Annotated in this window: 22 protein-coding genes; 8 read left to right on the top strand and 14 right to left on the bottom strand. The window is 57.9% G+C overall.

Going from position 1 to position 24,788, the window contains the following annotated elements; translation table 11 throughout:
* Complete coding sequence (tsf, locus tag RIFP1SYM_RS02695; RefSeq protein ID WP_005959108.1) at positions 1-885, bottom strand: translation elongation factor Ts; 885 nt, start codon at positions 883-885, stop codon at positions 1-3.
* Positions 886-984: 99 nt separating this feature from the next.
* Entirely contained in the window at positions 985-1,719 is a 735-nt protein-coding gene (gene rpsB / locus RIFP1SYM_RS02690; protein WP_198295043.1) for a 30S ribosomal protein S2, read from the bottom strand.
* A 276-nt stretch (positions 1,720-1,995) separates the two neighbouring features.
* Between rpsB and map the strand changes: the two genes are divergently transcribed.
* Positions 1,996-2,778, top strand: coding sequence for a type I methionyl aminopeptidase (gene map / locus RIFP1SYM_RS02685; protein ID WP_006475415.1), 783 nt, complete (start codon positions 1,996-1,998; stop codon positions 2,776-2,778).
* Positions 2,779-2,783: 5 nt separating this feature from the next.
* Positions 2,784-5,438 carry a [protein-PII] uridylyltransferase gene (glnD, locus tag RIFP1SYM_RS02680; protein WP_005959105.1) on the top strand — a complete coding sequence of 885 codons (2,655 nt, stop codon included), beginning with the start codon at positions 2,784-2,786 and terminating at the stop codon, positions 5,436-5,438.
* 7 nt (positions 5,439-5,445) lie between these two features.
* On the opposite strand, the gene RIFP1SYM_RS17800 is transcribed toward glnD, so the two are convergent.
* The 7 genes from RIFP1SYM_RS17800 to alaC form a co-directional block, all read right to left on the bottom strand.
* Positions 5,446-5,619 (bottom strand): class I SAM-dependent methyltransferase, encoded by a 174-nt coding sequence (locus RIFP1SYM_RS17800; protein WP_005959104.1) that lies wholly within the window; start codon positions 5,617-5,619, stop codon positions 5,446-5,448.
* A 286-nt stretch (positions 5,620-5,905) separates the two neighbouring features.
* Positions 5,906-6,313: a hypothetical protein gene (locus RIFP1SYM_RS02675; protein ID WP_005959103.1), complete on the bottom strand. Its 408-nt coding sequence runs from the start codon at positions 6,311-6,313 to the stop codon at positions 5,906-5,908.
* A gap of 28 nt (positions 6,314-6,341) precedes the next feature.
* Positions 6,342-6,731, bottom strand: a complete 390-nt coding sequence (locus tag RIFP1SYM_RS02670) for a VOC family protein (protein ID WP_005959102.1) — start codon at positions 6,729-6,731, stop codon at positions 6,342-6,344.
* Positions 6,728-7,813 carry a hypothetical protein gene (locus tag RIFP1SYM_RS02665; protein WP_005959101.1) on the bottom strand — a complete coding sequence of 362 codons (1,086 nt, stop codon included), beginning with the start codon at positions 7,811-7,813 and terminating at the stop codon, positions 6,728-6,730. Before RIFP1SYM_RS02665 ends, RIFP1SYM_RS02670 begins: the two co-directional genes overlap by 4 nt.
* A gap of 27 nt (positions 7,814-7,840) precedes the next feature.
* A complete protein-coding gene (gene thrC, locus RIFP1SYM_RS02660) occupies positions 7,841-8,923 on the bottom strand; it encodes a threonine synthase (protein WP_005959100.1) in 1,083 nt (360 codons plus the stop codon).
* 70 nt (positions 8,924-8,993) lie between these two features.
* Positions 8,994-10,307 (bottom strand): homoserine dehydrogenase, encoded by a 1,314-nt coding sequence (locus RIFP1SYM_RS02655; protein WP_005959099.1) that lies wholly within the window; start codon positions 10,305-10,307, stop codon positions 8,994-8,996.
* Positions 10,308-10,346: 39 nt separating this feature from the next.
* Positions 10,347-11,537 carry an alanine transaminase gene (gene alaC / locus RIFP1SYM_RS02650; protein WP_006475418.1) on the bottom strand — a complete coding sequence of 397 codons (1,191 nt, stop codon included), beginning with the start codon at positions 11,535-11,537 and terminating at the stop codon, positions 10,347-10,349.
* Positions 11,538-12,241: 704 nt separating this feature from the next.
* Between alaC and RIFP1SYM_RS02645 the strand changes: the two genes are divergently transcribed.
* The 5 genes from RIFP1SYM_RS02645 (at position 12,242) to RIFP1SYM_RS02625 (ending at position 18,409) form a co-directional block, all read left to right on the top strand.
* A complete protein-coding gene (locus tag RIFP1SYM_RS02645; protein ID WP_081417689.1) occupies positions 12,242-12,985 on the top strand; it encodes a PEP-CTERM sorting domain-containing protein in 744 nt (247 codons plus the stop codon).
* Positions 12,986-13,207: 222 nt separating this feature from the next.
* Positions 13,208-13,978 (top strand): PEP-CTERM sorting domain-containing protein, encoded by a 771-nt coding sequence (locus RIFP1SYM_RS02640; protein WP_039959626.1) that lies wholly within the window; start codon positions 13,208-13,210, stop codon positions 13,976-13,978.
* Between the two features lie 981 nt (positions 13,979-14,959).
* The gene (locus RIFP1SYM_RS02635; protein WP_005959097.1) at positions 14,960-16,099 is read left to right on the top strand and encodes an FIST signal transduction protein; all 1,140 of its coding nucleotides are present in this window, start codon (positions 14,960-14,962) and stop codon (positions 16,097-16,099) included.
* Positions 16,096-17,967, top strand: coding sequence for a putative bifunctional diguanylate cyclase/phosphodiesterase (locus RIFP1SYM_RS02630; RefSeq protein WP_240991705.1), 1,872 nt, complete (start codon positions 16,096-16,098; stop codon positions 17,965-17,967). The genes RIFP1SYM_RS02635 and RIFP1SYM_RS02630 overlap by 4 nt, the downstream gene beginning before the upstream one ends.
* A 70-nt stretch (positions 17,968-18,037) precedes the next feature.
* On the top strand, positions 18,038-18,409 hold the full coding sequence (locus RIFP1SYM_RS02625; protein WP_006475419.1) for an Mth938-like domain-containing protein: 372 nt from the start codon (positions 18,038-18,040) through the stop codon (positions 18,407-18,409).
* On the opposite strand, the gene RIFP1SYM_RS02620 is transcribed toward RIFP1SYM_RS02625, so the two are convergent.
* Positions 18,406-18,942: a hypothetical protein gene (locus RIFP1SYM_RS02620; RefSeq protein ID WP_006475420.1), complete on the bottom strand. Its 537-nt coding sequence runs from the start codon at positions 18,940-18,942 to the stop codon at positions 18,406-18,408. The genes RIFP1SYM_RS02625 and RIFP1SYM_RS02620 overlap by 4 nt on opposite strands.
* Positions 18,943-19,173: 231 nt before the next feature.
* Here RIFP1SYM_RS02620 and RIFP1SYM_RS02615 point away from each other — a divergent pair, with 231 nt between their 5' ends.
* Positions 19,174-19,854, top strand: a complete 681-nt coding sequence (locus RIFP1SYM_RS02615; protein WP_005959093.1) for a hypothetical protein — start codon at positions 19,174-19,176, stop codon at positions 19,852-19,854.
* Here the strand turns inward: RIFP1SYM_RS02615 and ccoS are convergent.
* The 4 genes from ccoS to ccoG form a co-directional block, all read right to left on the bottom strand.
* Positions 19,839-20,048 (bottom strand): cbb3-type cytochrome oxidase assembly protein CcoS, encoded by a 210-nt coding sequence (gene ccoS / locus RIFP1SYM_RS02610; RefSeq protein ID WP_010085314.1) that lies wholly within the window; start codon positions 20,046-20,048, stop codon positions 19,839-19,841. The genes RIFP1SYM_RS02615 and ccoS overlap by 16 nt on opposite strands.
* A 28-nt stretch (positions 20,049-20,076) precedes the next feature.
* A complete protein-coding gene (locus RIFP1SYM_RS02605) occupies positions 20,077-22,608 on the bottom strand; it encodes a heavy metal translocating P-type ATPase (protein ID WP_005959091.1) in 2,532 nt (843 codons plus the stop codon).
* Between the two features lie 6 nt (positions 22,609-22,614).
* Positions 22,615-23,118, bottom strand: coding sequence for a FixH family protein (locus RIFP1SYM_RS02600; RefSeq protein ID WP_039959621.1), 504 nt, complete (start codon positions 23,116-23,118; stop codon positions 22,615-22,617).
* 81 nt (positions 23,119-23,199) lie between these two features.
* Positions 23,200-24,594 carry a cytochrome c oxidase accessory protein CcoG gene (gene ccoG / locus RIFP1SYM_RS02595; RefSeq protein WP_006475423.1) on the bottom strand — a complete coding sequence of 465 codons (1,395 nt, stop codon included), beginning with the start codon at positions 24,592-24,594 and terminating at the stop codon, positions 23,200-23,202.
* Positions 24,595-24,788 lie beyond the last annotated feature (194 nt).

Below are 24,788 nucleotides of genomic sequence, written 5' to 3'. Positions count from 1 at the left end.
TCAGAGTTTGGCCTGGGCCATCACTTCGTCGCGGAAGTTCTCCTGCTTCTTCTCGATGCCCTCGCCCACTTCCAGACGCTGGTACTGGATGATCGAAGCACCTCGACTCTTGAGCAGTTTCTCCACGCTCTGGTCGGGATCCTTGACAAAGGCCTGTCCCAGCAGGGTGTTCTCGGCGAGATACTTGCGCATCCGCCCCTCCACCATCTTCTCGACGATGTTATCGGGCTTGCCGCTCTCCTGTGCCTGGGCGGTGACGATCTCACGCTCTTTCGCCAGCATCTCCTGGGGCATGCTGTCGGCATCCAGGCAGACCGGGTTGGTAGCGGCGATATGCATTGCCAGATCCTTACCCAGCGCCTCGTCGCCACCCTCCAGCTCGACCACCACACCGATGCGCACACCGTGACGGTAGCTCACCAGGCTGCCTTTGCTGCTCTGCAGGCGGGCAAAGCGACGCACATTCATGTTCTCACCCAACTTCGACACCAGCGCCTCGCGGGCCTGTTCGACGGTGGTCTCCTCGCCCTCGTGCAGCGACTGCCCCATCAGCGCGGCGACATCCTCAGCACCGCTGCTGAGGGCGCGCTCGGCCACTGCGTCGGCAAATGAGGTGAAGTTCTCGTCCTTACCGACGAAGTCGGTCTCACAGTTGACCTCAACCATCACCGCGCTACTGTTGTCATCAGAGAAGCTGATCACGATGACGCCCTCAGCCGCGGTTCGGCCGGCTTTCTTCGCCGCTTTCGCCTGACCGGACTTGCGCATCGCTTCGATCGCGGCCTCAACATCGCCATCCGTCTCAACCAGTGCCTTCTTGCACTCCATCATGCCTGCGCCGGTACGCTCGCGCAGCTCTTTAACCAGAGAGGCTGTAATCGCCATGTTCTGTCCTACCTCTGTAGATTCGTAACTTCAAACGAAAAGCGACCGGATCGCGCCTACCACGCGGATCCGGTCTGAGCAGAATATCGCTATCGGGGTTTACGCGTTGTCGTCTTTGACCTCGACAAACTCATCCCCAGCGCCAGATGCCGCCACATGGGCCGCGCTGGCGCGCCCCTCCAAGACTGCCGCAGAGGCGCCCTGCACAAACAGTTGGACCGCGCGGATCGCGTCATCGTTGCCGGGAATAACGTAATCGATGTCATCTGGGTCGTTATTGGTATCGACCACGCCGACCACCGGAATACCGAGCTTGCGCGCTTCAGCCACTGCAATGTTCTCGTTGCCCACATCGATGACAAACATCGCATCGGGCAGACCGCCCATATCTTTGATACCGCCGATGCTGCGATCGAGCTTCTCCATCTCACGCTTCAGGCCCAAGCCTTCCTTCTTGTTAAAGCGCTGCTCGACACTGCCGTCCTCGAACATCGCCTCAAGCTCTTTCAGACGTTTGATCGACTGCTTGATGGTCTTAAAATTGGTCAACATGCCGCCCAACCAGCGATGGTTAACGAAGGGCATGCCGCAGCGCTGCGCCTCTTCGCGGACCGCATCACGGGCAGCGCGCTTGGTACCAACAAACAGAATCTTGCCGCCGTTGGCGGAGAGAGAACCGATGTAGTTCATCGCATCGTTGTAGAGGGGCAGGGTCTTCTCAAGATTCACGATGTGAATCTTGTTGCGATGACCGAAGATGTAAGGACTCATCTTCGGGTTCCAGTAGCGGGTCTGATGACCAAAGTGCACACCAGCCTCAAGCATCTGGCGCATAGATACAGAGCTCATATAAATCTCCTAATTGTATCGGGTTAGGCCTCCATACACCCCATGCCCCGACCCCGCAGCAATGCTGCTGAGCACCCCGGTACATGTGTCGATGTATGTGCGGATTTGGTGGACTGCGGCACGATCTGCGCCTGCCACCACAATAATGCGAACCGTTTGCGATTCGGCGGGGCGTTTTATACCATACCCGCCGGACTGCGACAAACCCTCCCGCCGCTTCATGTGGCTGTATCCCCCGGACCACCAACCAAATTCAAGCCCATGAGCGTCACCATCAAAACCGCCCAGGAAATCGAAAAAATGCGCGTTGCGGGCCATCTTGCCGCCGAGGTCCTGGAGATGATCGAGCCGTACGTGAAACCGGGCATCACCACCGCAGAGCTCGACCAGATCTGCCACGACTACATCGTCCACCAGCAGCAGGCGATCCCGGCACCGCTCAACTACCGGGGCTTCCCCAAATCGATTTGCAGCTCGGTCAACCAGGTTGTCTGCCACGGCATACCCAACGAGAAACGACTGAAGAAGGGCGACCTGATCAATCTCGACATTACCGTGATCAAGGATGGCTACCATGGCGACACCAGCCAGATGTTCCTGGTCGGTGGAGGTAGTGTGTTGGCGAAACGATTGATGGATATCACCCAGCAGGCGCTGTGGATCGGCATCCAGCAGGCCAAGCCCGGCGCCCAGCTGGGCGACATCGGCCATGCGATCCAGGATTTCGTCGAACAGCACAACTACTCGGTGGTACGCGAATATTGCGGCCACGGCATCGGCAAGGAGTTTCACGAAGACCCGCAGGTGCTGCACTACGGCAGCCCCGGCACCGGCCTGGTGCTGCAACCCGGCATGTGCTTCACCATCGAACCGATGGTCAACTCAGGCAAACGCCATGTGAAGCTGCGCCCGGACGGCTGGACCGTAGTGACCCGCGACCGCAGCCTCTCAGCCCAATTCGAACACACCCTGCTGATCACGCCCGAAGGCTGCGAGGTACTCACCCTGCGCCAGAACGAGACCCAGTTCGCCAGCGGTCACTGACATCCATGCCCAAGATTGAATTTGACTTTCAACCACTGGATCAGGCGTTGCAGGCCGACACCTTTCCGTTCGCCAAATTCCAGACCACTCTGAAGCAGGGTACGGCGCTAATTCAGGAAAAATATCATAAGGGTGTGGCGATCGATCAGCTGGTCTGCGCCCGTGCCCGACTGATCGATGAGTTGCTGGTCCGTGCCTGGCGCCACCATTTCAGCGACGCCAGTGGGGTCGTGCTGGTGGCAGTGGGGGGCTATGGCCGGGGCGAACTCCACCCCGCCTCCGATATCGACCTGATGCTGCTGCTCGAGAGCGAGGCCGAATTCGAACAACAGCGGGAGCCACTGGAGGCGTTTCTCACCGCCCTCTGGGACATCGGTCTGGAGGTGGGTCAGAGCGTGCGCACCATCACCGACTGCGTGCGCGAGGCGGAGCAGGACATCACCGTCGCCACCAACATCATGGAGTCGCGGCTGCTGACCGGGCCTCTGGCGCTGTTTGAATCGATGCGCGAGGCCACCGGCCCCGACCGGATCTGGAACAGCCGCGAGTTCTTCGAGGCAAAGTGGAAGGAGCAGCAGGCGCGCCACGCCAAATATGAAGACAGTGTCAGCAACCTGGAACCCAACATAAAAGAGGGGCCAGGCGGCCTGCGCGATATCCAGATGATCGGCTGGGTGGTGAAACGCCACTTCCGCGCCGAGACCCTGCAGGATCTCGTGCTGCACGAATTTCTCACCCAGGATGAGTACAACACCCTGATCGAGGGCCAGAACTTCCTCTGGCGGGTGCGCTTCGCCCTGCACACTCTCACCGGACGCGCCGGGGACCGTCTGCTGTTCGAGCATCAGCGCGCGCTGGCCGCCGAGTTCGGCTATGACGACGACTCGGCCAACCTGGCGGTAGAGCAATTTATGCAGCTCTACTACCGCACCGTGATGGAGCTAAGCCGCCTCAATGAGATGCTGCTGCAGCTGTTTCAGGAGGCGATCCTGCTGAAAAATCGGCTGGACGAGCCGGTGCAGCTGAACCGCCGCTTCCAGCAACGCAACGGCTTCCTCGAGGCCAGCAGCCCCGAAATCTTCAAGCACACCCCGATCGCCCTGCTGGAGCTGTTTCTGACCCTGCAGCAGCATGCCGAGCTGAAAGGGGTGCGCGCCCGCACCATCCGCCTAATCCGTGACCACTGCCACCTGATCGACGACGCATTCCGTCAGGATATCCAGGCCACCAGCCTGTTTATGGAGATCCTGCGCCAGCCCGAAGGTATCACCGAACAGCTCCGACGCATGAACCGCTACGGCGTGCTCGCCGCCTACATCCCGGCGTTTGCCAATATTGTCGGGCGCATGCAGTACGACCTGTTCCACGTCTACACAGTGGACGAACACACCTTGATGGTGATCCGCAATCTGCGTCGCCTGGCGGTACCCAGCCACAACCATGAATACCCGCTCTGCAGCCAATTACAGCAGAATCTGCCCAAGCAGGAGCTGATCTATCTCGCCGCACTGTTCCACGACATCGCCAAGGGACGCGGCGGCAACCACTCAGAGCTGGGGCAGGAGGACGCCCTGGAATTCTGTCGCCGCCACCACCTCAGCGAGTACGATAGCCGCCTGGTGGCCTGGCTGGTACGCCGCCACCTGCTGATGTCGATGACTGCGCAGCGCAAGGACATCAGCGACCCCGAGGTAATCCAGGCCTTCGCCGAGCAGGTGGTAGAATTGAATCGGCTCGACTACCTCTACCTACTCACCGTTGCCGACAGCCAGGCAACCAATCCAAAACGCTGGAACTCCTGGAAAGAGGCCCTACTGCGCGATCTCTACACATCAACCCGACAGCTGTTGCAGCGCGGCCTCGGCAACCCGCTGGCGCAGGAGGAGCTAATCAGTGAAAAGCAGGCGGAGGCGCGCCAGGGACTGATAGCACAAGGCTACTCTCAGGAGCGCCTGGAGCAGCTCTGGCAGAGCTACAACCCCGAATATTTCCTGACCCATTCGGTAAACGCCATCTGCAGCCAGAGCCGCCTGATCCTCGACACTCCGAAGCGCGAACTGCCACTGATCGCGATCCGCCAGACCGAACATCGCGGCGGCACCGAGGTGATCTACTACGGCATCGAACGGGACAACCTGTTTGCCCTCAGTACCACCCTGCTCGACCAGATCGGCCTCTCTATCGTCAACGCACGCATCATGAGCACCAGTCAGGGCTACTCACTCAACTCCTTCCTGGTCCTGGAAGAGGATGGCTCACCGGTCACACCAGGTGAGCGCACCGATGAGATCCTCGACAGCATGCGCCTCGGCATGAGCCAGACGGAGGCCGACTGTTTCCGAGTGCAACGCCGCATCCCGCGCCAGCACAAGAGCTTCGACACCCCAACCCGGATCTTCTTCTCCCAGGATCTGACCCACCACCGCACCACCATGCGGCTAGTCACCCTCGACCGACCCGGCCTGCTCTCCGAAGTCGGGCAGGCCTTCCTCGCCTGCGGCATCAGCCTGCAGCACGCCAAGATCTCCACCATCGGAGCTCAGGTGGAGGATATCTTCTTCATCACCGACCGCGATAAACAACCCCTGCAAGAAGAGCAACAGTTGGAGTGCCTACGGCGCTCTATCGCCGAGCGGCTGCCAAAGACACCCGAGGAGTGAGCCGACCTCAGGGCTTGATCGCCTCAATGCTGGCCGAAACAACATACTCCTCCACGCTCCGGCCTGGCGCCCAATCCTTGATGAACGCCCGCGAGCTATCCTTTGGCTCAATGCCGATCTCGACCAAGCCGGCGGCAGCCATGAACCGCAGCTGATCGATGATCAGCGAAGCACCGACCATGCACCCGGAGCTGTCACAATCTGAAGCAGGACCCGATCTCCATTCCCGCTCCCGCCCAACGCGAATTTATTTCCTGTGACCCTTGTCACGGTCGCTATTCCGAGCAAGGTTTAGGATCTCTTCAACAAAGAGAGCTGAGTAGCACTGCCATAGCAGCACGGCAACTGCTACTGAAAAGCCTATTTGCTAGCCCCTCCTCTGAGCAGCACTTATAGCCCCCGAAAGGGGGTTTCTTTTACCCGCACGTACAGTCGCGCCCCGCCTGAAGCGACCGTCTCCTACCCGATCACTCACGCCGCACGCTTCTCTTCGCCGCCTTCTTCAGCTTCACAACACGCACGATCTCCCAGATCATGCCACCCACCGACCCCCAAAATCCGCCCAGGATAACGAACATGAAGAGGGGACGGGTGGCGAGAGATTTCAGCAACAGACTATCAGTGGCATCTACCATAAAAGAGACAAGCCAGGCTATCAGCAGTGCCCCGAGCAGGCCGGCGATCAGTGCATGCAGCATGCCTGCCTCCCGGCTGCTCTTGGCGCAGAGGAGCCCGGCCAGGATCCACAGCGCCGAGGCGGTGAGCAGTTGCGGGCCAGTCGCCTGAGTGGCGCCAGCCAGCAGAGCCAGGCCGATCATCACTGCAGTCAGCACAAGGACCAGCAGCATTCCCAGCAGAATAGCTTGATAGCGCATTTCAAGAGTTCCTGTTTAGAAGAGAAGGTTATGAGGCAGAGAGCGGAGTCTCGACAAACTCCAGCGCGTTGCCATCGGGGTCGCGGCAAAAGAGTGCGCGCCGTCCGGAGCGGCTCAGAGTATAGGCGACACCGGCCGGCTCCAGCCGCGCCTTGAGTCTGTCGAGATCAGCGACCTGCAGCGCCAAATGGCGATCCCGCCCACCATGAGCGGGACGCCCCGCGACCGGATCGGGATTGGGCAACTCCAGCAGATGGATCTGCTGCTCACCCAGCGCCAGCCAGGCTCCTGGAAAGCCCAGATCAGGACGAGCCTTGATCGACTCCAGCCCCAGCAGACCGGAGTAGAAGCTGAGTGCGGTATCAGTATCTGCCACGATCAGGCTGACATGATGGATGCCATTGATCAGATCACTCATGGATGGTTACTCTCCAACAGTTGCAGAATCGGCTGGGCTCGACGCCAGAAACGACGCATGGCGCCAGAGGTGACCCGATAGCCACGACCAGTGCAGGGATAGATGGTGAGCTGCCTGAACTCGCCCTGTCGCAGCAGACTCGCCACTTCCGCCTCCAACTGCTCAAGCGCCTCGATCCAGAGATAGGGGTCGGCATTCAACACCGGGGAAAGCAGAGCAGACCAAGTACGCAGGGTTGCCCCATCGCTGGCGATAAATCCATCCCGCTCATCGGCATGCAGATCGACAGCTGCCAGCCGCGCCAGTCCGAGTGCGGTCGGATCATCCGAGCAGACAGCTGCAAAGCGCGGCTTCGGCGACTGCGGCAGGCGCCCGCCCCCCGACAGCCAGAGTCCGTTGATCGCGATCCGCCCGGCAAGCTCACGCTGACGGTTGGGCTCCGCATTGAACAGCAGCATCTGCATCTCGTTCAGCAGCCTGCGCCAGTGGCGCGCATCGTCACCCTGGGGCAGAAACATCTCGATGTTGCGCCCCACCACCGACTCCAGCGACCGGGTCTGCAGATCGGGAGCCTCAACAAGGCGGAGATACCAGCGATCGGGGTGGGGGGCGATCAGCTCAAGGCCATCGTCGGCAAAGTGCCGATTGAAGAGCGCCAGCAGCGTCTCGGACTCCTGCTGCTCAATCTGCAACAGCTGATTGTCAAACAGCAGCAGCCGGTCGCGATCGGGACGCAGATGCACCGGGTCGGCGCGCATCCAGAAGCTATCCCCCGGAGCCACGCCATCACCCAGCAGATCCACCGCACCGCGGGGCAGATCATGCCCGGTTTCCGCTTCGATACCGAATAGGCCGAACAGGGTTGATGGGAAATCACTGCCCTCCACCGGCACCTGGTCAGCTCGGGCCAGCAGGCGTTCGATCAGTGGGATTGCCGGCAGCCGGCCGGAAGCGGCCAGATTCGGCATCGGCCCCAACAGACCGGGGATCAGCAGATGGAGTTCGGCGTTGGATTTCGCCATAGAGATAAAACGGGCAGGAGCGCTGCTGGCGGCGCGAACAGACTGGCTCAGCCTTCGCACCTCAAGCGGCGCTCCTACGGGTTTTGATTAGTCAGCCATATTGTCGAGGATCGCGCGCTTCACCGCTTCCAGCTCCGCGTCGACGGTCATCACCGGCGAGGTCGACTGCTTGATGGCGGTGTCAGGATCCTTCAGGCCGTTGCCAGTGAGGGTGCAAACGACCTTGCTGCCCTCGGGGATTTTGCCCGACTTGATGTCGCGCAGCGCACCGGCTAGGGAGGTGGCGGAGGCGGGCTCGCAGAACACGCCATCAGTCTGCGCCAGCAGCTTCTGCGCCGCCAGGATCTCCTCATCGGTACACTCATCGAACCAGCCGCCCGACTCCTTCTGCACCGTCCACGCCTTGTCCCAGGACTGGGGGTTACCAATGCGGATCGCTGTGGCGATGGTATCCGGATCCTTCACCGGACCGCCACGCATGAAGGGCGCGGAACCAGCCGCCTGATAACCCACCATGGTCGGCTTGTTGTTGACGTTGCCGTGCTCGAAATACTCCGTGTAGCCCATCCAGTGGGCGGTGATGTTGCCCGCGTTACCCACCGGCAGGCAGTGGTAGTCGGGGGCGCACTCCAGCTCTTCGATGATCTCGAAGGCGGCGGTCTTCTGCCCCTGCAGGCGGAACGGGTTGATCGAGTTGACGATGGTCACTGGGGCACGCTCGGCGATATCTTTCACCAGTTGCATACCGTCGTCGAAGTTGCCGCGGATCTGCAGGGTGACGGCGCCATACATCATCGCCTGGGCCAGCTTGCCCATCGCGATCTTACCCTCGGGGATCAGCACAAAGGCGGTGATGCCGGCCCGTGCCGCATAGGCTGCCGCCGATGCCGAGGTGTTGCCCGTGGAGGCACAGATGATCGCGGTAGAGCCATCCTCCACCGCCTTGGTCACCGCCATGGTCATGCCGCGATCCTTGAACGAGCCGGTGGGGTTGAGCCCCTCATACTTGACGTAGATATCCACATCCTTGCCGAGCGTGCGGGGGATGTTGTTGAGACGGATCAGCGGGGTGTTACCCTCACCGAGGGAGATGACGCGGGTGTCGTCGTGCACTGGCAGGCGATCGCGGTACTTGTCGATCAGGCCGGTATAACGGGATCTGAATGGCATGATGGCTCCTAAAATACTTTTAAATATCGTTTGGCCAGACCACTGCAGCTGATCTGGCGCTTTAATTCGCTCAGGCGTCGAGCTGCTCAACACGGATCCGCATCACCTGGCCGCTGACGCTATCAAGGGCCTCGATCTGCGCGATCGCCTGGTTCATCTGCCCCTCCACCACCCGGTGGCTAAGCATCACCAGCGGCACCAGGCTCTCGCCCTCTGCCGGCTCCTTCTGCTGGATCGCCTCGATGCTGATTCCCGCCTCGCCGAGGATGCCGGCGATGCGCGCCACCACACCGGGTTTGTCCTCCACCTGGATGCGCAGATAGTAGGCGGTCTCGACCTGTTCCATCGGCAGGATCGGCAGGTCGGCCAGCTCGCCGGGCTGGAACGCCAGGTGCGGCACCCGGTTCTCCGGATCGGTGGTGAGGGCGCGTACGATGTCGACGATATCAGCCACCACCGCCGAGGCGGTGGGCTCTGCACCAGCGCCGGCACCATAGTAGAGCGTTGGACCCACCGCGTCGCCCTGCACCAGCACCGCGTTCATCACCCCATCAACATTGGCGATCAGGCGTCGCTCCGGGATCAGGGTCGGGTGTACGCGCAGTTCCACGCCTTTGTCGGTCTTGCGGGCTATACCCAAATGCTTGATGCGGTAGCCAAACTGGTTGGCGTACTCCACATCCTGGCGCTCAATTCGGGTGATGCCCTCGGTGTAAGTCTTGTCGAACTGGAGCGGGATGCCGAAGGCAATCGAGCCAAGAATCGCCAGCTTGTGCGCCGCGTCTATCCCCTCCACGTCGAAGGTGGGGTCGGCCTCAGCGTAGCCCAGCGCCTGGGCCTCCTTCAGCACATCATCGAAGTCGCGCCCCTTGTCGCGCATCTCGGTGAGGATGAAGTTGCCGGTGCCGTTGATGATGCCGGCGAGCCACTCGATCCGGTTTGCCGCCAGTCCCTCACGCACCGCCTTGATGATCGGGATGCCACCAGCCACCGCCGCCTCGAAGGCCACGGTGACGCCCTTGCGCTGCGCTGCCTCGAAGATCTCATTGCCGTGCATGGCGATCAGCGCCTTGTTGGCGGTAACCACGTGCTTGCCGTTCTCGATCGCCTTCAGCACCAGCTCTTTGGCCGGAGAGTAGCCGCCGATCAGCTCGACGATGATCTGCACCTCCGGGTTGTCGACCACCGCAAAGGCGTCGTCGCAGACCTCGACCTGATCCAGCCCCAGCAAGCTGTCGGCATCATAGGCCTTGGCAGCAGCGTGGGTGATGCGAATGCCACGTCCGACGCGGCGCGCAATCTCTGCCGCGTTGCGGGTCAGTACATTCAGGGTACCGCCGCCGACGGTGCCCAACCCCAACAGACCTACTTTGACCGGATTCAAGCTTACTCTCCTTCAATTTCAATTCGACCCTGAGCGGACTCAGGATTTGATCAGACCGTCGCGACGAAACATGTCACGGATGCCGCGCACCGCCTGGCGGGTGCGGTGTTCATTCTCTATCAGGCCGAAGCGCACATGGTCGTCGCCGTGACTGCCGAAACCGACCCCCGGCGAGACCGCCACCCTGGCCTCCTGAAGCAGTTTCTTGGAGAACTCCAGCGAGCCCATCTCTTTATAAGGTTCAGGGATCGGCGCCCAGACGAACATGGTCGCCTTGGGTTTTTCCACCTGCCAGCCGATGTGGCAGAGCCCCTCGCAGAGCACATCACGACGACGCTGGTACATGTCGCGGATCTCTTCCACACACTCCTGCGGCCCCTCGAGCGCAGCGATGGCCGCCACCTGGATCGGCGTGAAAGTGCCATAGTCGAGGTAGGACTTGATCCGCGACAGGGCTCCCACCAGGGTTTTGTTGCCGCACATGAAACCGACTCGCCAACCCGGCATATTGTAGCTCTTCGACAGAGAGTAGGACTCGACCGCGATATCCTCAGCACCAGGGATCTGTAGGATCGAGGGGGCCTTGTAGCCGTCGAAGACGATGTCGGCGTAGGCCAGATCGTGTATCACCCAGATATTGTGCTGCTTGGCGATCGCCACCACCTTCTCGAAGAAGTCGAGCTCGACACAGTGGGTCGTGGGATTACCGGGGAAGTTGAGCACCAGCATCTTCGGCCGCGGCCAGGAGTCCTCGATCGCCTTCTGCAGCTCCTCGAAGAAGTCCACATCGGAGCGCATCGGCACATGGCGCACATCGGCACCGGCGATGATGAAGCCGTAGGGGTGGATCGGGTAAGCCGGGTTGGGCACCAGCACCGAGTCGCCCGGGCCCACGCAGGCCAGCGCCAGATGGGCCAGCCCCTCTTTGGAACCGATGGTGGCGATCACCTGGGTCTCGGGGTCGAGATCCACGTCGTAGCGGTTCTTGTACCAGCGGCTCATCGCCCGGCGCAGTCGCGGGATGCCCTTCGACATGGAGTAGCGGTGGGTGTCGTTGCGGTTCGCCACCTCGGTCAGCTTGTCGACGATATGCTGTGGCGTCGGCTGATCCGGGTTGCCCATGCCAAAGTCGATGATGTCTTCGCCCCGCGCCCGCGCCGCTGCCTTGAGTTCGTTGACAATAGCGAACACATAGGGCGGCAAGCGCTTGATTCTTGGGAACTCTTCCATCTCGGACGTGGACACGGGGACCTCTGCTCTCTTAATAGGTGACAAGGGCGGGTAAATTAACTGAGCAGCAGGGAAAGATCAATTTTGCTGGGGCATTAGCAGAGCAGCATGGGGCCGGGGCCAATATAGAGGCGAGGCGCGCCCAGCGAACGGGATGTCGATTTTTCTACACCACCTCTGCAACACATGAGAAGCGCGATGCCCTGATATATAAGGTGGGATGGCCCAAGTTTTCAGAACAAGCAAAGCTGAGGGGCACGCAGTCAACACTACCGTCGGGATTCTTTACACCTTTCAGCGGGAACAGCCAAAGTAAGCTAACTTATTGATAGGACATGCATTCCTGTCAACACACAGACAATTCCTGGCGTTTTCTGTTGAATTTATAGCCAATATCGGAGCGATACCAGCAATAGATGCGTCGAAATTCTTTACACATCAGCCAATTCGCCAATATCCAGCCAACACACCATCTGAAAACGACATAAGTAGTGTCGCATCACGGTTTGATTATTTTGCCCGTATTCCTTTCACGCAAAGACCAGAAGTGTGATCCAGCTCCTATTAATCAGACAGCATATATGTCGCATAAATTTCTTCTGCTTTTGGCATGGTACCTGCGCTATCAGACTCGTAGTCATCTGAACAAGCCAAGACTACAAAACATGCCACAAGCTTTTGACACAAATTTTTAGGGGACGGAAATGAAAAAACTGTTGAGCTGCTCAGGAATTTACTTAAGCCTCTCGCTCTTGCTTCACTCAACATCATCCTTCGCTGTTTATCAGTTTCTTGACATGAATACCCTTCCTACCGAAGAAGGCTGGTCTGTCTGGGCAGCTGAGGGTGGTTCGGCTGAAATTATAACTGTTGCTGATGGAACGTATAACGACAGTGACGTTCTAGAAATCAAAGGCAATAGCTATTATGAGTTTTTCGCTCCAAACGATTGGAAGAATAATGTCAATCAAAATCATTATAAGTGGTGGTGGGTTGAAACTCGCATGCGTGTACTAGCAAATGAACAGGGCTCTGGAGACCCGTTCATCTGGATCAATGAAGCTGACCAACTTTCGATATTTAGTTTCTTTGAGGATGGAGTCAAGTTTACCTATCCAGAAACCACTGACCTTATCTCTTTTGACACCTCAGACTGGCTCACCTATTACTTGATGGGCTCTATATTTGACAACAAGGTTTATCTTCAGGTTGAAAAGGAAGGGACATTACTTATTGACGACTGGTTTATATATGAACCTTCATGGCCTGGCTCAGGAACACCAGGTTTAATTTTCGGGAATGGAGGTGGAAACAGTTACCAACGCACGCAATGGGACTACTTCACTTACTCGATTCCAGAGCCAAGCAGCATCTTCCTTATGGGCACCGGATTAATCGGTATTGTATCTTTAAAGCGACATCGCAAAAACACTCACAAATACCAGTAGACCAATAGAGCCAAGCTCGCTGATCAAGAATAGGGGACAAACCACAGCGTCCAGACTTCTAGCGAAGCCGTGGGCTGCCCCCATTCATTTACTGAAGACAATATATAGTATTGGATAATCATTAAAACAAAACCAACCATAATTGCCGTCTGATTACATTACAGAAAATCGAGCCCCTCTCAGATCAGACCAGCCAATCAACACAAAGAGGACCAAATACAGATGAAAAACACAAAACGCACCATAATTAGCGGCTGCATCTGCACTGCCCTCATGTTTACTGCCGGTGCAGCTCAGGCGATACAAGTAACCTTGAACATGAATACACATCCAACAGATGAAGGGTGGATTGTGTCTGAAGACACGACAAATCAGGGCCTTTCATTTGTAAACAACGGGATTTTAACTATCTCCACCCCTACCCTAGGCTTTTATTCATTTCGAGACCCAGGCAATTGGTTTGCCAATGTAGATCACTCCGCTGGATGGACTGTCAAAACCAGAATGCGACTAGTTGCATCAGAAGAGCCTCAATGGAATGTAGACCCCGCTGGCATCTGGATAGATGACAAAACCAATCATGAAATATTTGGTGTTTATGCTGACGAAGTAGGCTTTACACGCACCTACCAGAATAACCAAGTTACAAAGCTCATGTTTAGTATCGACACATCTGAATTCCATACTTATGAAATAATCGGCCAAGGTGACATAATTAAGCTATTTATTGACGACCTACTTGCATTAACGCGCCCCATAATTGGCAATACTGGGCTTCCGCCAGGCCAGCTTGTTTTTGGCAATAACACTGGCAGCGCGAACGTGACCCAGTGGGATTATTTCTCATACACGGCAGGAGTGCCGGAACCTGCAAGTCTAGCCCTTCTGATCACTGGCCTACTCAGCCTGGTCGGCGTACGCAAACAAATAAAGACTCAATCAAAAAAACCCATAGAAAACAATAGGGGACAGACCAGAATGGCACTGACTTAAGCCCAATCGATTGATTAGCTAGGCATAATTAGGGGACAGACCACAGTTTCTTTAATTATATGAAATTGTGGCCTGATTATAAAAGGACGGCACAGCCTGTCACTCAACCCATCCATTCCTATCCAAGTTAAAGAGAAAGGCCATGAAAAAAAGACACTGATTATTTCGCTACTCGTTCTTTCTTTTGCCTCCAACGCTCAAGCCTTTGATTGCACTGGCACCTGGGATCTGATTGCTAATGGTTTCAATTTAGAAATTCACATCGTTGGAGCTGGCGGAAATAATTTCAGTGGTACGATAATAGGCAACGAGCCAACGACGCGCGTCTACAATGGATCCTGTAATGATAGTGATCATAAGATCACTTTCTTGCGTCAATCCAATCCTATTGGCAATATGGGAGCAATACTACGAAGGGTATTTCTGGAGAAAAAATAATAAAACAGGTGCTGCAGGCAGCTTTTCCCAGAATACAGGACGCAAGCGCAGCTTTTACATGCTGAAGAAATAAATGTGAACAAGAAATCAATGGAGCCAGACTCAAATGGCACTAAGTTAAGGGTATTTAGCATGACCCATCAATAGCTGGCCCCCTTTGCAACGTTACTTATCCAGATACAAGCTTCGTGCAAAAGAAGTTTAACTTAGTGCCATTTAGATCAGGCTCGATTGATGGCCAGAATAGAGGCAAACCACGCTTTTAAAATGAAAACATGGTCTGTCCTTTTTGCCCTACCACCAACTCTTCCCTCCCCTATTTTTCACTGTGGTTGTTACCTCGCCGGACCACTTGCCACACCACCCCAGACCGACCAGCGCAAGTTCGTCATCGCATCTTGACCCCTTCGTCCTTCCGTAATACCTTCATTCCATTAGCGAATCACCAAGCGACGCCGCCTTTGTGAGACAGGCACTCAGGGCAGATGCTCGCATTCCCGCCGCGCAGACAGGGATATTGAGGCCCATACAGAAGAATTTCCCATGCAACTCTCCACCTATCAGTATTCACCTGACCGTGGATGGGATAAGCCGTTAGATCCCGCTCTGGACTCCGACCAGACATGGCTGATCCTATTCGGCACATCAGACATCGATGCCTTGGCATCGGGCATGGATAATCTTCGCACAGCCTTTCCGCAGGCGATCTGGATCGGCTGCTCAACGGCGGGCGAGATCCTCGGCCCCACGCTCAGCGATCACACCCTCTCCGTGGCTGTGCTCAGATTCACCCATACCAAACTGCGCTGTGCGGTGCGTGAAATCGACGATACCCATGCCTCCTTCAAGGCGGGTACACATCTAACGCAATCATTGTCAGCACCGGACCTCAAGGGAGTGTTCGTGCTCTCCGACGGCCTGAAGGTCAACGGCTCGGAACTCGTCAAGGGACTCTCTGAGAACCTGCCGGAAAAGGTCATCGTCACGGGCGGGCTGGCCGGTGATGGCGATCGCTTCCAGAAGACCTGGGTAGTGGTGGACAAGCACCCCCGCTCCCACCATATCGTCGCGGTCGGACTGTATGGCGAACATATTGGCATCGCCCACGGCTCACGCGGTGGATGGGATGTGCTAGGCGTAGAGCGCGAGGTCACCCGCGCCGAAGGCAATGTGCTCTATTCTCTGGACGGCCAACCGGCGCTGACACTCTACAAACGCTTTCTGGGCGAACGCGCGGCGGGCCTGCCAGCCACTGGACTGCTATTTCCCCTGGCGATCCGTAACGATCTGGAAGAGGATGGCTGGACGGTGCGCACCATCCTCTCCGTCGACGAGACCAAAAACGCCATCACCTTCGCCGGCGACATCCCCCAAGGCAGCTACGTGCGCCTAATGCGAGCGAATTTTGAGCGATTGATCGACGGTGCAGCCGACGCGGCCGACAGCGTCACGCTACAGGATTATCCTGGCGGCCCTCTACTCAGTGTGGCAATCAGCTGTGTCGGGCGCAGGCTGGTGCTAGGCCAGCGCACCGAGGAGGAGATCGAGGCCTCGCTAGACGGCCTGCCACAAGGCACCGAGCAGATCGGCTTCTACTCCTATGGAGAGATATCACCCTTGGCGAGCGGGCGCTGCGACCTGCATAATCAGACCATGACCCTGAGCCTGTTTTGGGAAAAGTGAACGAAGAGCTCCACCGGCTGCTCACACGACAGCTGCGCAAACTCAGCCTGAGCCCCGACCAGCCACCTGAACCCGCATCCTGGCAGGAATTATTATCCCGAATCGACCAGGCCTATCACGACGCCGACCAGGATCGCTACACTTTGGAGCGTTCGCTCACCCTCTCCTCGGAGGAGATGCAGGCCCTCTACCAACGCCAGAAATCCTCCTACGAGACGCGCCTGCACGCGATTGTTGGCGCGCTTCACGATCTGCTCTTTCTCAACGATGAGGATGGCCTCTATCTGGAGGTGCTCACCGCGCGCAATGATCTGCTCTACCGACCTGCGGAGGAGATTAAAGGTAAGACGATCCATGACATCTTCCCGCCCGAAATGGCGGAGCAGTTCCTCTCCACGATCCACAAGGCCCTGCAGAGCCAGACCCTGCAGGTCATCGAGTACAACCTCAACATTCCATCCGGTTCCGACTGGTTCGAGGCCCGCATAATGCCCACGGAACTGATGGTTAACGGCAAACAAACCGTGATCTGCCTGGTGCGAGATATCAGCGAACTCAGGCGCTCGCGCGAAGCACTGAAGCACATGGCCACCCACGATCCGCTCACCGGCCAGGCGAACCGCAAACTATTCGAGGAGAGACTCGACCAGGCCCTCAGCCGCGCAACCCGCACCGGCCATGCCGGCACTGTCATGTTCCTCGACCTTGATCGTTTTAAGATCATCAACGATTCACTTGGCCATGCAGTAGGCGATGAGCTGCTCAAACAGGTAACCGGACGACTGAAAGAGGTGTGCCGGACGGAGGACACCATCGCGCGCCTCGGCGGTGACGAGTTCGCCCTGCTGATCGAGGATATCGACTCCAAGGCCGACGCAGAACATATCGCCGACAAGATCCTGCAGCGCTTCTCCGCACCCTTCTTTGTACAGGGGCACGATCTGGACATTACCGCCAGCATCGGCATTACCCTGTTTCCTTTGCACGGTAACGACGGGAGTGAGTTGATCAGGCAGGCGGACGCCACTATGTATTCGGCCAAGAACGCTGGACGCAACTGCTACCGCCTGTTCAACCATGCGATCTCCCAACGTGATCAGGCAGCATTCGGTCTGGAACGACAGCTGCGACGAGCAATAGTCAACGAGGAGCTGTTTCTTGAATACCAGCCTCAATTCAGACTCTCGGATGGGCAGCTGACCGGCCTCGAGGCCCTAGTGCGCTGGCGCTCTCCTGGGCGCGGCCTGATACCGCCCGGTGAATTCATCCCCATCGCCGAAACCAGCGGCCTGATCGACGAGATCGGCCTATGGGTGTTCCACAGCGCCTGTGAGCAGGCCGCCGCATGGGATAAGGAGGAGCTGGAGTATTGCAGGCTTGCCATCAACATCTCACGACGCCAGTTGATGCACAATCACCTGGGGCACTCCCTCGCCGAGGTCCTGGCAGCCACCGGCGCCCGCGCCAGCCGACTTGAGTGCGAAATTACCGAGAGCGCCGTCATCGAAGAGGCCAGTGTCGCCAGCCACAACCTGCTGGCCATGTCGCAACTGGGCCTGCAGCTAGCCATCGACGACTTCGGCACCGGTCACGCCTCACTTGCAAACCTCAAGCGCTTCCCGCTGAACCGACTCAAGATCGACCGTACCTTCGTCAATGACGTGGGACGCGATCCCGACGACGAGGCGATCATCCGCGCCACGGTCTATCTGGCGCACGGACTGGGCCTGGAGGTCATCGCAGAGGGTGTGGAAAACGAGATCCAGAAAGGTTTTCTTCGTGAGACAGGCTGTGACGAGATACAGGGCTATTTATGCGGCCGGCCGATGCCGGTGGAGCAGGCCACCGCACTGTTGCGCAAAGATTGAAGCAGCCCGCAAATAGATGGCCCTGTCGGAGCCGCTTCAGCCACTCCGAAAAATCGGGTATGGTCGCCCCATGAAATTCACTCAGGATATAAGCAGCGGCCAGAACGTGATACGCGCCTATTCAAAAGGGCATATCTCGATCAACGGGATCGCATTTGAAGAGAGCCTGATTATAACGCCGGCGACGATTATCGAGCAGTGGCGGCCACAGCGTTTCGAAGATCTGTGCGAGGATGACTTCGCAGCAGCCGTGGCCCTGGAACCGCAGCTGGTAATACTCGGCACCGGCGATCGCCACGCCTTCCCCCACCCATCGCTGCTGCGGCTGCTGGTAGAGCGGGGAATCGGCCTGGAGTCGATGTCCACCGCGGCAGCCTGCCGCACCTACAACATCCTGGTCAGCGAGGGGCGGCAGGTCGCCGCCGCACTGATCATCCGTTAGGTTCCTGGCTGATTCTCCGGCTCTGCGAGCGCCACCACACCATCAGGCTTGGGATATTTCAGCAACAGGCTGCGGGGCATCTTCTGTTGGTCGGTCTGGTGCAGCGCATCTGACTCCATGATGATCAGGATCAGTACGGTCACCATCACCGGCAGGATGCTGCCCCCTCCGACTACCGCATAGACCGCCACCTCCATCATGCCGAAGTAGGTGTAGCCGATCCATCCCGCAAAACACACCAGCAGGGCGAACATGATCATGCCAAGAAAGACACGGCTACGGGCCGCAGCCAGCTGCCAGTGGCACATCACATACCACTCATCGACCTGGCACGAGCGGCGTGCCCGCCACAGGGTATAGAAGAGCGTTATGAGCGACACAACGGGTACCAATGCGACCGGTTGCCAGAAGGAGCGCGCCACCCCCAGCGAGGCGACAAACCAGAGGATGTGGTTGCCAATCAGGTTGGTGAGGAAGACTTCATGGGGAATCTTCGCCTTGTGTGCAGCCGCTTCGGATATCTCGAATTTCATCGGGCTCAGGTAACTCAGCAGGGGAATGGGATCAGGCAACCCAAGTTACCATATCGCAACCGGAAATTTCATCTCACGCCATCGACTTCTGCATCCCCGCCGGCGCGGCCCTTGCAAATTGACAAGAGCCAAAGCGAGCCTAGCGTTGTAGAATCCCCCATTGCCGGCGGACCCGGGATCATCGATCTGCTCTCGTCCGCCTCCACAATTACCAGCCATTAGCAGAGTCAGATGGATAGAAAAATCCTCTTCGGAATCCTTGCCGCCACTCTCGTCGCCGTCAGCCTGGCCGTCATGCTGCCCGGAGGAAAGGCCCCTGACGCAGAGCCAAAACTCCCCTGGAGGATCAGCCTGGATGCGCTGGGCAACTCCCGCGTGTTCGGCCTCACCCTGGGCAAGAGCACCCTGGCGGATGCCCGTCATCTGCTCAGGGATGAAGGCAAGGTCTCACTCTTCATCTCCAAGGGCGAAGCCCCGGTGCTAGAGGCCTATTTCGAACGCATGGCACTGAGTGGCCTGAAGGCCGATTTCGTGTTCGTATTGGAGGCCGACGAGAGTCAGCTGCAGGGCTTCTATGAACGGGGGGCGCGCATCGCCCGCACCACAGAGATGACCAGCAAGGTCGATCTCGCCTTTGAGGATATGCAACAGGTGGCGCAACTGCCGATCAAGCTGATCAACTACATCCCGGTCACCAACCTGGACGAGGCGTTGATCCGCAGCCGATTTGGCGAGCCCGACTCGCAGATCCCGGAGGGTGATTCTGGGGTGATGCACTGGATCTATCCGGCGCAGGGTCTGAGTATCAGCCTCAACCCGGAGGGTAAAGAGGTGCTGCAGTACACCAACCCCGCAGCGATAGAAACGCTGATCGAATCGATCAAAAACAACGCCGCTCAACCCTCGTCCTGATCCTCGGCATCGGGCATACGCCGCTCCGGGGAGCGGCGTTTCTTCTTCGGGTCAGCATCATCGTCCATCAGGATGCGGTGGGCCTCACCCTCGAGGTCATCGAACTGCCCACTGCGGGCGGCCCAAAATAGCACCACCACCGCCACCAGGCCGAGGAAGATCATGCCCGGAATCAAACCATAGATAACTTCCATCCAATACCCCCAAGTTAATCTAATAATTCTAGCGGGAGTCGACACCGCGGAACAGGGTGCGAATGCGGGCCGCATTGCTGATCACTGCCAGCGAACTGATCGGCATCGAGATCGCCGCCACCAGCGGTGTCACCACCGCCGCCATCGCCAGCGGCACCATGATGATATTGTAGAGGATCGAGATACCGATATTCTGGCGGATGGTGCGCAGAGTGCGCCGTGACAACCCGGTCGCCAGCCGCACCTTCTCCAGCTCACTGCTCATCAACACGATATCGGCGCTGGCGATGGAGACATCGGTGCCCGATCCCATGGCAATGCCGACATCGGCGCGTACCAGCGCCGGCGCATCATTGACGCCATCCCCCACCATCGCAACCTTGTGGCCGTCCCGCTGCAGTCCGGCGATCACCTGATCCTTCTGCTCGGGCAACACCTCGGCGATCACCTCCATTCCGCCCAGACGCTCAGCGATCGCCTCCGCCGTCTGGCGCCGGTCACCGCTCAGCAGGGTCAGCTGCATCCCCTCCGCCTTCAGGTCAGCGATCAGCTGCGGCGCGTCGGGCCTGATCCGATCTTCGATGCCGATCAGCAGTTGCTCTTTGCCATCCAGCGCCAGATGGATCACCCCCACTCCCTGGGCCTGCAACTCCTGCTCGGCCTGATCCAAATTACTCAGACGCGTTACCTCTGAGCGCTCCATCCAGGCAGCACTGCCTGCAATCAACTCGCGCCCGGCCACTTCGCCGCTGATCCCCATGCCTGGGTGGTTTTTGAAACTGTTGACCGCAATCTTGCGGTAGTCGCCGCCCTGCTGTTCTACCCAGCTGAGAATCGCCTGTGCCGTGGGGTGTTCCGAGTAGCGCTCCAGTGCCGCCAGCTGGCGCAGCAGATCGACGAGCGGCTCGGGCATCGACTCATCGTCGCTAATCTGCCAGCGACCTGCTGCGCTATGAACCGCCACCAGCGACATACGCCCTTCGGTGAGGGTACCGGTCTTGTCGAACACGACATGATTGATGCTGGAGAGGCTTTCGAGCACCTCGCCGTTCTTCACCAGGATGCCATACTTGGCCCCTAGGCCGGATGCCACCGCGATCGACATCGGCGTAGCCAGACCAAAGGCGCAGGGACAGGTGATAATCAGCACCGAGGTGGCCGCCAGCAGGGCCACCTCAAAATCGGTTTGCAACCACCACAGAAAGGTGGCGCTGCCCAGCGCCAGGGTGACCGCCACGAACCAGGGCACGATCTGGTCCGCGACACACTGGATCGGCGCCTTGGAGGCCTGTGCCTCTTCTACCAGACGGATGATGCGCCCCAGCGCAGTGTCCTTGAGCGCGCCTTCGACTTCAATCTTCAGCATGCCATGGCCGTTGATGGTACCAGCTGAGACCGACGCGCCGACCCCCTTCTCCACCGGCAGCGACTCGCCGGTCAGCAGCGCCTCATCCAGGGCACTCTCTCCCTCGACGATCGTACCATCCACCGGAATTCGCTCGCCGGGACGCACCAGCACCAGTTCGCCCCGTTGCACCGCGCGGATCGGCACCAGTTCCTCCTGGTCATCGCGCAGCACTGTCGCCACTCGCGGCTGCAGATCGAGCAGGCGCTGGGTGGAAGCCACCGCTTGGCGCTTTGAGATCGCCTCCAGATAGCGGCCAACCAGTATCACAAACAGGAAGTTGACCACCGTATCGTAGTAGACATCTCCCAACTGCGAGCCGGAAAGAGTCACATAGACCGAGTAGAGGTAGGTGATGGAGGCGCCGATGGCGATTGGCAGATCCATGCCGAGGTGGAAGTTCTTCAGACCTGCCCAGGCGCCTTTGAAAAACGGATGGCCTGAGTAGAGCAAGACCGGTGTCGCTAGGGCAAAGCCGACCCAGTGAAACATGCCGCGAAACTCACCCTGGTCCGCGCCTGAGTAGAGCGCAATCGAGATCCATAGCAGGTTCATCATGCCGAAGCCGGCAAAGGCCATGCGGTAGAGCAGATTACGATTCTGCCGTTTCAGCTTGCCCTCGGCCACTTCGGGGTCGTAGGGCACCGCCGCATAGCCGATCTGCCCCAGGCGCTCGATGATGCGGGAGAGCTTCAGCTGTTGGTTATGCCACTTGAGATGCAGCCGCTTTCCCGACAGGTTGACACTGGCATGGGCAACCCCTGGCATGGCGCGCAGAGTGTGTTCGATCAACCAGACACAGGCGGCGCAGTGGATCCCCTCCACCAGCAAATGGATATCGCGCAGTTCACCCAGATCACCAACGAACTCCTCCTGCACCTCATCCAGATCATAGAGGGCGAGCTCTTTGGGCAGTTCAGGCGGCGGCGCCAGACTGGCGTCCTCCGGGGTGCGTCGATAGAAGCCCTCGAGGCCAGCCTCGTAGATCGCCTCACAGACCACTTTGCAGCCAGTACAACAGAAGTGCTGCTGCTCGTCCTCGATACGGGCGACCACATCGTCATCTGGCGGTATCGGCAGGCCGCAGTGGAAACAACCCGACTCCGGTATCGTCCCATCAGGCGTTTCGCTAGACAAAACCCGGCCCTCTAACATCTACTCTCAGGGCATCCAGTCGATACCGACCCCGATCCGCTTGGGCGTATTGAACTCATCCTCACCCCGTTTCACGCTGACCAGGATGTCCCAGGCGCCGAGCAACGGAAAGCGCAGTTCCGCTTCATAGACTCCAGGCGCCACCTGCAGCATCGGTACCGAGAAGTCCTCTGCTGCATCCGAGGGACGATAGGCGTGGAACATCACCTGATCTACCGTCACCGGCTGATCCGACTTGTCTTTGACCGTGAAACGGGCAGCAATTAGCTGGTCAACATCGATCTTGCGCGGCAGCTGGATTTTCATCTGCCAGCCCGGATCATTGGCACGCCGCTTCATCATGTTCTCTTCGTAATCCTGACCACGCTCATAAAAATCTTCATTCACCAGGCCGGGATTGTTATCCACCGCCATGAAGATCATGAACAGGTTCATCGAGAAGAAGATGGCTACCATCGCCACCCAACCGATCACCCAGGGGCTGCGCCATGCGGAATTCTTGTCTGCCATATCGTCACTAATCGTCACTTAAGCCAAAAACAGAGGGGCGGACCACTGGTCCGCCCCTGGAGCCTACTTAGTATATAGAAGTCAGTACCTTGGACCAATAAAGATACTCTCTCGCTGGGCCTTCAGTAGCTCTTCACCCAGCTGCCCCTCCACATGGAAGATGATCGGTGTCGTCTCCTGCTTGAGCAGCTTTTTCGGCACCCTCACAAAGACAGTCCGCGGGGTGACCTTGCCGTGCCGGGCGGTTGTCACCAGGTCGGCATCCACCAGGATCGCTCCGTCAATACCACTGATGCTGATCTTGGCCGGTATGTCGCCCGTCATCTTGTTGAGGATTTTGAGCGTGTATTTGTTCTGGATCGAGCCATCACTCTGCAGCACGAACAGCGGCTGACGGGAGTGAATCACCTTTATCTCGAGCGCATCGAGTGTACTCATGCCATAGCCTATCCCCAACAGGGCAGCCGTCATGATGATGCTGTAGACCCAGACCCGTGGACGCTTCAGCAACGGGCGACTTTCCTTGCCATTCAGGGCATCCAGCGACTCGTAACGAATCAACCCCGTTGGCCGACCAAGCTTCTTCATCACCGAGTCACAGGCGTCAATGCAGAGCGCGCACATGATGCAGCCCTCCTGCTGGCCATGGCGGATATCGACACCGGTCGGACAGACTGCGATGCATTGGTTGCAGTCGACGCAGTCGCCAGTCGTGCGCTCCTCTTCGGAAACACCTTTTTTCACGCGTCCGCGGGGCTCGCCACGATGGAAGTCGTAGGTTGGCACTACCGTGGTATTGTCGATCATTACCGCCTGAATACGGGCATAGGGACAGAGCCAGAAACAGGTCTGTTCACGCAGGAAACCTGCCAGCACATAGGTGCCCACGGTAAATAGGGCAATGGAGATGATGGCTGTCGAACCCAGAGTGAAGCTCACCAAATCCGCCCACAGTTGGAAGGCATCAACAAACCAGGCGACAAAGCTGATACCGGTGAGGAACCCGATAACCAGCCATAGCAAGTGCTTGGTCAGTTTGATACGGATCTTGTTGACATTCCAGGGCGCCTTGTCGAGTTTACGGCGCTTCTGAGGAGCCCCCTCCAGCTTATCTTCAATCCAGGCATAGATATCGGTCCAGACAGTCTGAAAGCAGAAAAAACCGCACCAGATACGTCCAGCCAGAGCTGTCACTACAGCCAGCAGAATCGCAAAGAACAGTAGCGTGAGGGAGAGCATCCAGAAATCCTGTGGCAGGATGGTCACGCCGAAGATATGAAACTGGCGGTTGGGAATATCAAACAGAACTGCCTGGCGATCTCCCCAGCGCAGATAGGGACCCAAAAACAGGATCAGCCAGAAGGAATTTGCATACCATTTATAGCTGCGCCATTTGCCTTTCATGCGCTTGGCATGAATGGTCTCTTCGCCGGTATTAAGCTGCCAGTGTTCCGCCTCGTCGTACAGTTCCTCCATTGAGGATTGCTGGGAAGTGCTCTTTTCTGCGCTCAACGGCCTAGCTCCTATTGGATGAAGAATAATCCAGATTGTTCCCCATCATATCCGGCAAATATCATCAAAACCAATGCGTTTTATCAATCCAAGAATCGCTCTGAAGATATCTTCAGATGTATGCAACAACACCATCAGACAAAGTGCATGGCCTCACC

Origin of the sequence: endosymbiont of Riftia pachyptila (vent Ph05) (assembly GCF_000224455.1) — a bacterium.
Taxonomy (GTDB): Bacteria; Pseudomonadota; Gammaproteobacteria; order Chromatiales; family Chromatiaceae; genus Endoriftia; species Endoriftia persephonae.
The sequence above is the reverse complement of the archived record's forward strand: the minus strand, read 5'-3'. Positions and strand labels throughout refer to the sequence as shown.